The sequence below is a fragment of the Haloterrigena alkaliphila genome (genome assembly GCF_017352155.2).
In the GTDB taxonomy this organism is placed as follows: domain Archaea; phylum Halobacteriota; class Halobacteria; order Halobacteriales; family Natrialbaceae; genus Haloterrigena; species Haloterrigena alkaliphila.
Genome location: NZ_CP084319.1, coordinates 213576 through 226327 on the forward strand (window position 1 = coordinate 213576; position 12752 = coordinate 226327).

13 protein-coding genes and 1 pseudogene are annotated in these 12752 nt (G+C 57.4%); 6 read left to right on the forward strand and 8 right to left on the reverse strand.

Annotated elements, in window-relative coordinates:
- Positions 1 to 2: 2 nt before the first annotated feature.
- The 3 genes from J0X25_RS38540 (at position 3) to J0X25_RS38550 (ending at position 4296) form a co-directional block, all read left to right on the forward strand.
- Positions 3 to 1232, forward strand: coding sequence for an RNA-guided endonuclease InsQ/TnpB family protein (locus tag J0X25_RS38540; RefSeq protein ID WP_226777057.1), 1230 nt, complete (start codon positions 3 to 5; stop codon positions 1230 to 1232).
- A gap of 234 nt (positions 1233 to 1466) precedes the next feature.
- Positions 1467 to 3686, forward strand: a complete 2220-nt coding sequence (locus J0X25_RS38545; RefSeq protein ID WP_226777058.1) for a hybrid sensor histidine kinase/response regulator — start codon at positions 1467 to 1469, stop codon at positions 3684 to 3686.
- A gap of 271 nt (positions 3687 to 3957) precedes the next feature.
- The gene (locus J0X25_RS38550; RefSeq protein ID WP_226777059.1) at positions 3958 to 4296 is read left to right on the forward strand and encodes a DUF6788 family protein; all 339 of its coding nucleotides are present in this window, start codon (positions 3958 to 3960) and stop codon (positions 4294 to 4296) included.
- Between the two features lie 83 nt (positions 4297 to 4379).
- Here J0X25_RS38550 and J0X25_RS39935 read toward each other — a convergent pair whose 3' ends face one another.
- Positions 4380 to 4604, reverse strand: coding sequence for a hypothetical protein (locus J0X25_RS39935; RefSeq protein WP_345778482.1), 225 nt, complete (start codon positions 4602 to 4604; stop codon positions 4380 to 4382).
- A gap of 463 nt (positions 4605 to 5067) precedes the next feature.
- Between J0X25_RS39935 and J0X25_RS38560 the strand changes: the two genes are divergently transcribed.
- Positions 5068 to 5952 (forward strand): IS1595 family transposase, encoded by an 885-nt coding sequence (locus J0X25_RS38560; protein ID WP_207287482.1) that lies wholly within the window; start codon positions 5068 to 5070, stop codon positions 5950 to 5952.
- A gap of 101 nt (positions 5953 to 6053) precedes the next feature.
- Here the strand turns inward: J0X25_RS38560 and J0X25_RS38565 are convergent, their stop codons facing one another.
- The 6 genes from J0X25_RS38565 to J0X25_RS38590 all read right to left on the reverse strand — a co-directional run bounded on the left by J0X25_RS38565 (position 6054) and on the right by J0X25_RS38590 (position 10339).
- Positions 6054 to 6614 carry a TATA-box-binding protein gene (locus J0X25_RS38565; RefSeq protein WP_226777060.1) on the reverse strand — a complete coding sequence of 187 codons (561 nt, stop codon included), beginning with the start codon at positions 6612 to 6614 and terminating at the stop codon, positions 6054 to 6056.
- 284 nt (positions 6615 to 6898) lie between these two features.
- Positions 6899 to 7300, reverse strand: a complete 402-nt coding sequence (locus J0X25_RS38570; protein WP_226777061.1) for a response regulator — start codon at positions 7298 to 7300, stop codon at positions 6899 to 6901.
- Between the two features lie 56 nt (positions 7301 to 7356).
- Entirely contained in the window at positions 7357 to 7992 is a 636-nt protein-coding gene (locus J0X25_RS38575) for an IS6 family transposase (protein WP_226777062.1), read from the reverse strand.
- Positions 7993 to 8060: 68 nt separating this feature from the next.
- Positions 8061 to 9104: an NAD(P)/FAD-dependent oxidoreductase gene (locus J0X25_RS38580; RefSeq protein ID WP_226777063.1), complete on the reverse strand. Its 1044-nt coding sequence runs from the start codon at positions 9102 to 9104 to the stop codon at positions 8061 to 8063.
- The gene (trxA, locus tag J0X25_RS38585) at positions 9101 to 9460 is read right to left on the reverse strand and encodes a thioredoxin (RefSeq protein WP_226777064.1); all 360 of its coding nucleotides are present in this window, start codon (positions 9458 to 9460) and stop codon (positions 9101 to 9103) included. Before trxA ends, J0X25_RS38580 begins: the two co-directional genes overlap by 4 nt.
- A 216-nt stretch (positions 9461 to 9676) precedes the next feature.
- Positions 9677 to 10339 carry a class I SAM-dependent methyltransferase gene (locus J0X25_RS38590; protein ID WP_226777065.1) on the reverse strand — a complete coding sequence of 221 codons (663 nt, stop codon included), beginning with the start codon at positions 10337 to 10339 and terminating at the stop codon, positions 9677 to 9679.
- Between the two features lie 110 nt (positions 10340 to 10449).
- Between J0X25_RS38590 and J0X25_RS38595 the strand changes: the two genes are divergently transcribed.
- Entirely contained in the window at positions 10450 to 10833 is a 384-nt protein-coding gene (locus J0X25_RS38595; RefSeq protein WP_226777066.1) for a DUF302 domain-containing protein, read from the forward strand.
- Between the two features lie 98 nt (positions 10834 to 10931).
- Positions 10932 to 11333, forward strand: a pseudogene (locus tag J0X25_RS38600) (DUF2270 domain-containing protein); the annotation flags it as partial.
- Between the two features lie 97 nt (positions 11334 to 11430).
- Here the strand turns inward: J0X25_RS38600 and J0X25_RS38605 are convergent.
- Positions 11431 to 12579 carry an MBL fold metallo-hydrolase gene (locus tag J0X25_RS38605; protein ID WP_226777067.1) on the reverse strand — a complete coding sequence of 383 codons (1149 nt, stop codon included), beginning with the start codon at positions 12577 to 12579 and terminating at the stop codon, positions 11431 to 11433.
- Between the last annotated feature and the right edge of the window lie 173 nt (positions 12580 to 12752).

The window sequence follows — 12752 nt, forward strand, 5'->3', positions numbered from 1 at the left end:
CTATGCAGTACAACTACAAGTATCGACTCAACCCGCCAAAAGCCCTCACTAAAACGCTTCTGCACCACGTCGATACTTGTAGGCAACTGTACAATCACGTCCTCTACCTGCTCAGCGAGACAGACGACATTCCCGCCCGCTACGAGGTGCAGGGACGACTCCCCGACCTCAAAACATGGTGGGACGACCTGACCGACGTACACTCGAAAGTCCTCCAGATGGTCGTCAAGCGTGTCTACGACAACCTCTCCACGCTCAAAGCACAGAAGGAGAACGGACGCGCCGTGGGAATGCTCAAGTGGAAACCGCCTCGGGAGTATCGGTCGCTCACCTACAACCAGTCCGGCTTCGAACTCAAGAATACGAGTGGTCGGCCTGTCTTGTGGTTGAGCAAAATCGGTGAGATACCGATTCACCTCCACCGAGACATTCCCGAGAATGCGACCATCAAACAGGTCGCGGTCAAACGAGAACCCACGGGTGAATGGTACGCCACGTTTGGGATCGACGTGGAGGAAGCCACACCTGAAAAACCAGAGACGCCCGAGAAGATCGTTGGTATCGACGTGGGGATTCTCAAGTACGCCCACGACACCGATGGGTACGCCATCGAAAGTCCCGACTTCAGTGACGAGCGCGAACGACTCGAACGCGCACAACGCGACCTCTCGCGGAAGGAACACGGCTCTGCGAATTGGGAGAAACAACGGCAGGTCGTGGCCGAACGACACGCCAATCTCAAGCGAAAGCGACGAGACTTCCTCCACAAGTTGTCGAACTACTACGCCACCGAGTACGACTTGGTGGCTGTTGAGGACTTGGATGCGAAGGGGCTGGTCGAACTCCCCGGTAACTCACGGAATCGAGCAGGCGCGGCGTGGGGGACATTCCTTCGGATGCTCGAATACAAGTGCGAGCGTGAGGGAACGCACTTCGTCTCGGTTGATCCGAAAGATACGACGAAGGAGTGCGCGTCCTGTGGTGTCAAGACGGACAAACCGCTGTGGGTTCGTGAACACGCGTGTCCCTCGTGTGGGTTCGAGGTGGATAGGGATGCGAATGCGGCGTGGAATATTCTTTCTCGCGGTCTTGAAGATGTAGGAGTGGGTCACTCCGAATCAACGCCTGTGGAGACTGCGCTCCCTGTAGACACCGTTGTGTCTGCAAAGCGCGTCGTGGAAACAGGAAGCCCCACCCTCAAGGAGCGAACCGCGTCAGCGGTGAGCGAGTAGGCTGGGGTAGTTCACTTTGATCGCTGTTCCCCACGTTCAGTCTGACACAAGAATTGCAGCGGAGCAAGGCGAATCCTACCCGCTATGCGGGATTCTAGACGGACCAGTCTCTCGGTGATATCCAAGTCCAAGGACCTGTGGAAGTACCGCGGGCGCGATGGCTCGGGGCACTCTGCCTGTTGTCTATGTAGAAGCGCCAGAAGGGTTATCCCGGAATAAGACCGCTAGGAGGTAATGACCAGTACCGTTCACATCCTCCATGTTGATGATGAACCAGGGTTTGCGGATATGACCGCACGCTTCCTGGAGCGGGAGGATAACCGATTTAGCGTTGAGACGGCAACGACTGTCACTGAAGGGTTGGACTATCTCGCCGAAACTGCCGTTGACTGTGTCATTTCTGACTATGAGATGCCCGGACAAAGCGGGATCGAATTCCTGAGAGCCGTCCGTGAAGAGTATTCTGACCTCCCATTTATCCTCTTCACGGGAAAGGGATCGGAAGACGTCGCTAGCGAGGCGATTTCGGTAGGAGTCACGGACTACCTGCAGAAGAGTAGAGGAAACGAGCAGTACACGATTCTCGCAAATCGTATCCTTAACGCTGTTGAGCGGCGTCATGCAGAAAGGAAACAACAACGGCAGCTCGACGCAATCGAAACAGCACAAGAAGGTATCAGTATTCTCGATGCGGATGGAAAGTATATCTACGTAAATCAAGCCTATGCGGATTTCTATCAGTACGCACCTGCCGAACTGATTGGTGAACACTGGGAAACACTCTATCCGGACGACGACATCCCAGCAATTGAGGAAGAAGTGATGGCAACCGTGGACGAGTACGGGTACTGGCACGGAACAACGACTGGGCTTCGCGCTGACGGGACGACATTTACTGAAGATCATATTCTCTCGACGACTAAATCAGGAGAGCTTGTCTGTACGGTTCGAGATATTGACGAGCAAAAAGAGCGGGAGCGAGCAATACACGAACTCCACAATGGGAGTCAGAAGATTCTCCAGGCAGACACCGCTGAGGACGTCGCAGACATCACGACCGAAGCGTTACGTGATATCCTCGATATGCCACTCAGCGGGGTGTGGTTCGCTGATGAGGAAGGCGAGATCTTGCGACCAGTCACGTGGACTGAACAGGCAACCGAGCTCATCGGTGATCACTCGTCGATTTCTCTCGGTGACGGACTTGCATGGGAGGCGTTCGAGAGCGGTGAGGCTCGCCACTACAACGACGTTTCAACAGTGGCTGGTCGCCTCAACCAGGATACCGCCATCCGAAGTGAAATCATCCTCCCTCTTGGAGACCATGGCGTACTAACGATCGGTTCAACGACGGTTAACGCGTTCGACGACGGGGATCTGTCGCTGGCACAGACACTTGCCGCTCATACTCAGATCGCACTCGACCGTCTTGAGCGCGGAAATGCCCTCCGTAATGAACGAGTGTTCATTGAACAGGCCATCAACACCCTTGACGATCTCTTCTACGTCATCGACACAGACGGAAAATTTATTCAGTGGAATAATCGCCTGACAGAGGTGACCGGATACGCTGATGAGGAAGTCGCTACGATGACTGCAGAGCAGTTCTTCCCGGAAGATGAGCGTGATCGTATTGTTGATGCGATTGAAGCGACGTTCAGTGAGGGGGAGCAAATCGTTGAAGGAACCATCCGCACTGCAGATGGGGAAGAGATTCCGCACGAGTTCACTGGCGCTCGACTTACTGATCGAGAGGGGGAGTTGGTCGGTCTCGTTGGTGTTGGACGAAACATTGCTGAGCGGAAACAGCGTGAACAGCAACTCCAGCAGCAAAACGAGCGATTGAACGAATTTGCCAGCGTTGTCTCCCACGACCTGCGAAACCCGTTGAACGTCGCTCATGGGAACCTTGCACTCGTACGGGACGAGTATGAGAGTGGGGCACTTGACGAAATCGCAGCGGCGCTTGATCGCATGCAACTCCTAATTGATGACCTCCTCACACTAGCACAGGAAGGTCAGACACTGGAAGAGATGTGGTCAGTGAATTTAGCAGAGATAGCGAGAACGAGTTGGAAGAACGTTGAGACGAGAGACGCCGCCCTCAGTATTGACACAGATAGAACGATCTATGCTGATGCCAGCCGTGTCCAGCAGTTGCTCGAAAATCTCATCAGAAACGCAGTTGAACACGGCGGAGAGGATGTGACTCTGACGATCGGTGAGCTGACTCATGAAGATGGGTTCTACGTTGAAGATGATGGATCAGGTATTCCACCAGACAAACGTGACACGGTATTTCAGTCCGGATACTCGACGTCGACCGATGGAACCGGGTTCGGTTTGAGTATTGTTAAGAATATTGTTGATGCGCATGACTGGACTATTCAGGTGACAGAAGGGCGGACCGGTAGGACACGATTCGAGATCACTGGTGTTGAAGATTATTCCTAAACTGCTCGAGCGAAGTCCTTCGATGAGGTGCTGAATAAGGAAGAGAGGAGGTACATCGAGGCGGCCCTCGAATGGGGGTTATGTCCCTGTGTCCACTGTCTGGAGCCTGGGGTCTAGGTGGCGGTGAAGGTACTATTAGACGCTCATCGAGTTCAGTGAGTCACGGGACGACCGAGAGCGATCGGACCCGTGATCTTCGAGGACTCCTCGGAGGGCAGGAGTTCTTACCAAACAGCTATGTTCCTGTACGCTAGCTTGTTTGGTAAGACAAATGGCATCGCCACCAAAGCCACCAACCGAACTTCCGAAATATATCGCGGAAGGAACCCCAAAGCAAAACGACGCGACTCTCCATGCGCTTCGGGACTGGATTGACGAGCTACTTGCGTATCGGCAGGGCGTTGCTGCTGAAGAAATCACAGTAGAAGGTAACGAATCGATTGAAACTGTTGAAGAGTCAAGTGATGGCACGGTCGTGATCAAGAAGGTGAGTTGCGGGAAAGAGAACTGTAAGTGTCAACGCGGACAGTTGCATGGTCCGTACAAATACATCGTTCGGCGGAAGGGAGAGAAACTCAACTGGGACTACAGAGGACCAGTTGACAAGTGAGAGATGGAAAGACACCCACCCTACGTTTACGACGGAAAGACGGGGTATGGCCGAATTGTTAGTAGTAAGATCCAGCGGGTCTGTTACGACTGTTTTTCAGCTATGGCTACGAGTTCTGCTTTCGACACCGGATCGATCTCTACTCGAGTGTCCTCAGCCGTATAGAAGATCGATGTAGTGACGGTACGATCACTGACCCATTCTTCGAGGACGTGGTAGTAGACGCTGAGCTGGATTCGATACTCGGATTCAGCATGCTGACTGAGATCCGTTTTGAGGTCGATGATCTCGACGATATCGTCGGTCACGTGAACCTGTGAGCCAAATCCCTCCCTCTTCCACCCGAAACATCCTCGAAGATGCTGTCGTCCAGGAGCGAGTGTGGCGAATACCCTTCCGGTCCCGCTGGGCCGGGAACGTTGACGTCGAGTTGTGTGAGACTCTCCTCATCGACTAGAACTCTACGAGGATCTGTATTCGTTTCTCGAGAGAACCGGCCGACTACGACAAGTCGAACCGGAATTCATCCGGTTCCGGAATGAACGCACTGTCGTCGAGTGGAGCGTTCGTAAACGCCACGCGCAAGTGATCCGAAAAGGACCCAGTCACTCGTTATTGTGTGAAATTCCGGTTTCGCAGATAGAGAATCTCTGCCCGTCGCCAGGGATACCATTTGGCGATCGCTCTTCTGTAGGAGATTGTTGATACTGCTCAGCTATCGCTGTGGAATCGAAGAGAGCAAGGACACCGCGTCAGCGGTGTCCGTTAAGCATGATTCCGCTAGATGTGTTTGGGTCGGAATCGGTCGCAGCGGACCTGTTGGCGCAGGTTCGCTGGCGTAACGGTGTTACTTGCCCTCGCTGCCGTTCTGACCTGGCGGTCAAGAACGGCAGCTATGGGCACTTTCAGCGCTATCTCTGTAAGAATTGCGACCGCACGTTCAACGATAAGACCGGCACAATCTTCGCCCACTCGAAAGTCGCACTCAGAAAGTGGCTGTTCTCGATTTATGCGTTTCTTCGGTTTAACACGAGTCTTCGCCAACTTCAGCTAGAGATCGACGTCCAGTACAAAACGATCTACCAGCGCGTCGAGCGCTTTACGAAGGCGCTCGACGCGCCTTCGCTCGACCTCGTTGGTCCGGTCGAAATCGACGAAGTCTACGTTTCTGCAGGGCTAAAAGGCCGCGAGCGCGACCAAGAGTCGCGCTCGCGTGGCCTGTCCACACGTGGACGAGGATCGTACGATCAGGACAAACCGCCGGTGTTCACGATCGTCGATCGTGGCACCGGCGATCGATACGTGATCCCAGCGAAATCAGCCGATGAATCGACGATTCGGCTCCTTCTCGCAAACCGCGAGAAGGAGCCACTGACCGTCTACACTGACGGATTTCGCGCCTACGATCCACTTGCCGAGGACGACGCATTCGACCGCGAATACGTCGTCCACGGCGACGGCGAATACGCTGACGAAAACGTACACGTCAACACCTGCGAGAGCCACGGATCGCTGCTGCGACCGTGGCTCTCGCCTCATCGAGGCATCTCAAAAGATAAGCTTACACAGTATCTCCGAGCGTTTCAACTTCGACGCAAGCTACTGCGGAAACCAGGGAGAGAAGCCCTCAAACATGCTGTCAAAGCTACGCTGTGAAATCAACAAAGTGCTACACAAGAGCGTTGGCGATTCTATTCTGAGCAGTCTGGGATCTAGCAGAGTCAGCGACGCAGTATAACGATAGAGCAAGGCTCGAGTTACTCGAGCAACCCGAGATCCTCGAGGCGGTCAACGATTACGTCGACGGCTTCCTCGGCGTCTTCGACCTGCTTTCCGCCGGTCACGACCAGCTTCCCGGAGCCAAAGAGAAGGGCGACGACCTCGGGGTCATCGAGGCGGTAAACGAGCCCGGGAAACTGCTCGGGTTCGTACTCGATGTTCTCGAGACCGAGACCGATCGCAATCGCGTTCAGGTTGAGGTTCCGCCCCAGGTCGGCGCTGCTGACGATGTTCTGGACGACGATTTCTGGATCGTCCTCGACCTGAATCTGGAGGTTACGGAGTTTGTCGAAGACGATCTCCAGGCTCTCGTGGACGGCGTCAATGCTCTTGGCGCCGGTACAGACGATCTTCCCCGACCGGAAGATCAACGCGGCAGACTTGGGATTCTTGGTGCGGTAGACGAGCCCAGGGAACTGCTCGGGATCGTAGTCGGCCCCCTCGAGGTCCATCGCGACGCTCTGAAGGTCGAGTTCCTGCCCGATACTGGTCGACGCCACCACGTTTTCGATGTTGATGGAGTCCTTTGGGTCCGCCATTAGTCCCTAAAAAAACGTCTGTTATGTATATAAACCCCGGTACTTCTCGAAACCTGTCAAAGAGGGCCTGTTATCACGGAATGAATTAGACCGATGTAGCGAGCGGAGGGCGAGGAATGCTACAGCAGCGATTGAACGGCGGTGTACAATCGATCGTACGAACCCACAATATGTTTGGAATTATATAATATCTTGATTGTAGTCACTGGGGTCCTTCTCGGGAGCCTGTTGTTGAGATAGGTTCGCTGGCTGAGTGTGGGAGTTCAGGGGAGTAGTACTGCCGGCTACAGAGACTCAATAGTACTGGGAAACTCGTCAGGGTCAATTGGTTTTGTAAGAACCTTATCTGCTGCCTCCACCTCTTTTCTGATTCTTTCAACCCCTGCACCGGAGCCGGTTAATACAACCAAGGGAACATCTGATAGGTCAGCAGCTTCCCGCGCCTCGTCCAAGATCTCTCCCCCACTCATCTTGGGAAGATGCCAGTCGATAAGAATCAGATCGGGATGGGGCGCATCCTCATGCCCATTTCGCTGTTGGATAAAATCCAGTGCCTCACCGCCATCGGTCACGGCATGGATGGTGCTGTGGCCGCCTGCCTCGTTGAATAACTCTTCTGTGAGGCGGATATCGCCGGGATTGTCCTCCACTAAAAGCACATTTCCAATGTCTTTTGGCCCATCCATAAAGTGCCTTAACTAGGGTACAGGGTTAAGAGTTGGGTGAGTTTAACTGGTCGTGTTTAGTTTGTAGCATTGTGCCAGACGGCGAAGGCTTGGAGCCACGATTCGGCTGTCGACGGTTTTGCGTGGCTAAAGCAGTTTGAGAACGAAGAGGTGCGACGTTTTATCTCGCGAAAGACACGTTCTGCAGCGTTCCGATTTCCATGTTTTTCGTATCGAAATCGGAGCCCAGATCGACGGAGTGCAGCCTGGAGATGTTTTGCTCCATCGACGAGAAACACGGCATCGTCGAGGTCATATTTCTCAGTAAGTTCGTGGAGAAACCGTTCTGTCAATGCGGTCGTAGTCGTCGAATACAGCCGTGTATGGAGGATATTGTTTGTATCCGGATCGACGGCAGTGTACAGCCAATAACGATGTTCGTCAAGTTGAATCACCGTCTCGTCGAGCGCAACGTGATTCGGACTCTCATCAACTGCCGGCTGTAGATCGCACTTGTGAACCCAATCGTGGACTGCTTTACGACTGCGTTTGACACCGAACTTCTCTAATTCTCGAACTGTATTCGAAAGCGATAGACCAGCAAGATGGAGTCGAATACCAAGCTCCATCAGCTGACGCGGTGTCCGCTCTCGCTCCACAAAACTCAAATCGATCCAATCGTTACACCCACTGAAGCAGTGGATTTTTGGCATAGAGCACCACAAAATCGTACCGCCTCACTTTTCACGCTTACCGAAACAGCGCCCAGCGATGGGTGCGACTACGGAGAAACCTCGAGCGCAGTTTCTTTCATCCGCTCGAGCGTTTCGAGGTACGCTTCGGCGTCGAGCGCTGCCATGCTACCGGTTCCAGCGGCAGTGATCGCCTGTTGATAGTGCGGATCGGCGACGTCGCCGGCGGCGAAGACGCCCTCGACCGCCGTCTCGGTCGTCGCGCGGCCGGCGTCGTCGGTTCGAGTGTAGAGGTAGCCACTTTCGTCGCGACCGACGGCGGTCCCCTCGAGGAACTCGGTGTTCGGCGTGTGGCCGATGGCGTAGAACACGCCGCCGACGTCGACGGTCTCCCGGTCCACGTCCACGCCGTTTGTGGCTTTCTCGCTGGGGTAGCCGTCGGGATGGGAGACGAGCGTCGCGCCGGTGACGCCCTCCTCCTGCGAGCCGTGGAGCGCCTCGAGTTCCGTATTCCATCGGAACTTGATGGTCTCGTTGTCGCGAGCGCGGTCGGCCATGATCTCGGAGGCGCGTAGTTCCTCGCGGCGGTGGACGACCGTCACGCTGTCGGCGAACTTCGCGAGGAAGAGCGCTTCTTCCATCGCCGAATCGCCGCCGCCGATCACGAGGACGTCGTCCCCGCGGTGAAACGCGCCGTCGCAGGTCGCACACGTCGAGAGCCCGTAGCCCATCAGTTCGTCTTCGTTCTCGGCGCCGACCCAGCGAGCGCTCGCGCCGCTCGCGACGACCAGCGCACGCGTTCGCAGGGTATCGCCGTTCGAGAGTTCGAGCTCGAACAGCCGCTCCTCGAGCGTCGCGTTTTCGACGGTGCCGTGAGTGAATTCAGCGCCGAAGCGCTCCGCCTGGCTCTTGCCGTTTTGGATCAGCTCCATCCCGCCGACGCCCTCGGGGAAGCCGAGGTAGTTCTCGACGTCGGTCGTCAGCGTCAGCTGGCCGCCCGGTTCGGGCCCCTCGAGTACCAGCGGCTCGAGGTCGGCTCGCGCGGCGTAGACGGCCGCGGAGAGGCCGGCGACGCCGGAACCGACGATCACCACGTCGCGAACGTCCGCGGTCGTGTCCGTTTCCTCGTTCATTCGGTGTATCCCTCGATCAAGTCGCGGAGTCGGTCTTCCGGCAGCGCGCCGGACTGCTGTTCGACCTGCTCGCCGTCCGCGAAGAGAACGAGCGTCGGGACGCCGCGAACGCCGAACGAACCCGCGAGTTGCTGGTGTTCGTCGACGTCGACCTTCGCGATCACGGCCTCGGTCGTGCCCGCCAACTGTTCGAGGACGGGCTCGAGCATCTGACAGGGGCCACACCAGTCGGCGTAGAAGTCCACGAGGACGACGTCGTGTGCCGTCGTGACGTCCTCGAGGTGACTTCTTCCGTCGATGTAGATCGGTTCGTCGAGCGATTGCGCCGAAACGTCGTCGCGTGCATCTGTTGCCATCACCACTACGTACGAACCGACGCCGTTTAAAGGTTTTGTGTGTATTGCACAATACAGTAATTCTCAATTCCAAGACCGATTCTGGGACGAGCATACTCCGGAAACGAATGTGTTCGGGGAAGGCGAATACACTGGTTTGAGACTGCGGGAGAGGCGGAGCGGATCCTCCTCCGAACGAATCAGCTACTTAGTTTTGCACGTATACCTAACAACCGATCATTCGACAGAGTCGCCCGACCGTGCCGAGACACCCGCGTCGAAGCGGGCGAAATACCCGACTCGCGTTCCGACGCGCGCGTCGAACGCCAGACCCCGCCGTTCGATACGGTGTCGCAACCCTTCGAATCCGACGAAGTGCGGGTCGGGGAGCGACTCGCCGACGACGAGTCGGCCGTCGGGTTTCAGAACCCGATCGAGTTCGTCGAGCGCTCGCTCCTGGTCGGGAATCTCGCCGAGGACTAAGACCAGATACGCGGCGTCGAACGTGTCGTCCGGGTACGGAAGCGACCGTGCGTCACCGCGGATCGGTTCGACGTTCTGGGTTCCCTCCTGTCGCATTCGGATTCGGAGGTGTTCGACCATCTCCGATTGGACGTCCGCGGCGTGCAGTGTCCCCGACGGTTCGATCGCCCGTGCGACCATCCCGGTGTAGTAGCCGGTTCCCGGTCCGACCTCGAGAAGACGTTCACCGGGCCGGGGCTCGAGCACGTCGCGCAGCTGGGAGCGAGTAATGACCGGACGCGGGAGGTCGATCGCGTGGCGCTGAGCGTACGGGCACGGCGACGGGTTCGATCGCCACCGGAGGGCGTATCCGAGTCCGGCGAGCAGCGCGAATCCGAGCAGGGCGGCGATCGCTCGCGACGTCCGACGAGAAACCATGGGGATACCTTCGCTGCGGACGGACTACAGTCTTCCCCGAACCGACGCGGGCGTAGCGGGCTTGCCGTTGCTACCCCAACCACGACCCTCCTCGAACTCGATCGTGCAGTATGTCCTACACGCTTCGCACGCGGGCCGACGGCGAGTTCGACGACGTCGTCGAGAAAACGATCGACGCCCTCGAGGACGAGGGGTTCGGCGTGCTCTGCGATATCGACGTCCGGGAAACGCTGAAAAAGAAACTCGACGAGGACTTCCGACAGTACAGAATCCTGGGGGCGTGCAATCCGCAGTTGGCCCATCAGGGACTCGAGGACGATCTCGAACTCGGGACGTTGCTCCCGTGCAACGTCGTCGTCTACGACGATGACGACGGCGTCGTCGTCAGCGCGGTCGATCCGCAGCGTCTGATCGCCGTCGCCGAGAACGAGGACCTCGACCCGATCGGCGACGACGCGTCCGAGCGCTTCGAACGGGTTCTCGAGTCGCTGTAGTCGGGTCCAAGAGCGGCCGTTCGAGGGTCGGTCTCGTCCCGTCTACGGTTCATCCCGACGCCGCGTTCGCTTATGGGACGGGGAGGTGTCCGTCGTGCATGGTAGATTCGAACGACGACGAGTTCGACCCGACGGCGCCCGAACAGCGGGAGATCGGCCGCGAAATGGTCAACGAGAGTACGGGCCTCGGCTCCGTGATGGCCCACGCGTACCGGGGCGAACTCGGCCGGGTAGACATGTAGCGACAGCGCCTCGACCAGACGACGTGGGCGGTAACCGTGATGGCGGCGATCCTGACGTGGGCGTTCTCGAGTCCCGACAATCCCCACTACATCCTGCTGATCGGCATCGTGATCGTCACGGTCTTCCTCGGCATCGAGGCGCGACGGTACCGCGACTACGATGGCTTTCGGTCGCGCGTTCGGATTCTTCAGGAGAACCCGCTCGCGATCGCACTGTGGCCGCGAGAGCGCCGAGCGAAGGGAGACTTTCGCAAAGAGAACGGGGCAGGAGGCGGCTGGAAGGATTCCAATACAGAAGACGAGCCACGGAATCGATAATCGACTGCAGGGGATCAATTCGAGCTCGCTGCGCGAACTAGGCCGCGCAGTTGTTCGGCCCTAACTCGAGTTCCGTCGCCTCGGACTCGTCCTCGGGTGGCTCCGAACCCGTGTTGATCTCGATTACGCGCTCGTAGTTCGGTGGCTTGTCGGGCGCGTTGTCGACCAATCGGTCCACGAACTCGTCCTCGTCCAGTCCCAGCAGGCCGAGGCTGTCGCGGAGGTCACCCAGTCGAGCGCCGATCAGTTCGCCGGGCGAGCCGACCTCGTATCGGTTGTCCTCCGTGACCGAAACGTGGCCCGGAAGGATCCGCGTCTCATCCGGTAACTCGAGGATGGTCTCGTGGAGCGACTCGTAGAGCAGTTCGGCTCCTCGTGCCGCATCTTCGTCACCGAACTGCAGTTCCGTTCGCCCCACCGACTCGACGAACAGCGTGTCGCCAGTCAGCAACGCCTCGCCGTCGATCAGGTAGTTGACCATCTCGGACGTGTGCCCCGGCGTGTGGAGCACTTCGATCTCGATCTCGCCGAGTTCGATCGTCTCACCGTCGGCGAGGGGTTCGTAGTCGTACTCGACGCCCCGCTCGCTCGCGTGTTCTCCGAGGTGGTACGGTACGTCGAGTTCGTCCGCGAGCTTCGGTCCACCCGAGATGTGGTCGGCGTGGACGTGGGTATCGAGGACGCGCTCGATCGTCAGCCCGGCCTCCTCGGCGACGATCTTGAACTGGTCCGTCTGACGGGTCGCATCGACGACGACTGCCGATTCGGCGGATTTCGAGCCGACAATATAGCCGAGACAGCCCTTCGCCCGCCGCTGCAGTTGGATGATAACGAGGTCGCCGTTTTCGGTCTCGACGGGGACGACCTCGTAGACCTTGCTCCAGTCCTCCATGCCGCCCTTTACCACGGACACGTCGTCGTAGTCGTGTTGCTCGAGTGCGAAACTGAACGGCGTCGAGGTGAGTCCCTTTCCACAGATCGCGACGATCGAATCGCCGTCTTTCGCCTCTTCGACATGCTCGAGGTCTGCGTCTGTGATCTCGTCATCTGGGCCGAACGGAACGTTTTCGGCGCCGTGAATCCGCCATCCCTCGTAACTGTCCTCGGGCCGTGTATCAACGAGCGTGAACGCCTCGTTCGAATCGATCATCTCCGCGAGTCGCTCAGGGGAAATCTGGTTTACCATTGAATTCACCCTACAATACTATCTGGCGCGAGGCCACGGATAGTTCTCGTCCCTGCATAAGCGCCTACGACCCCCGATACGAGTACCGAGCAATCTGAGGGCAGACGGTTTCGGTTGGAGTTAGCTGCGATTCGCAGTACTCCCCTGCCGTCATCGGAGTTCGGACGAGTTCC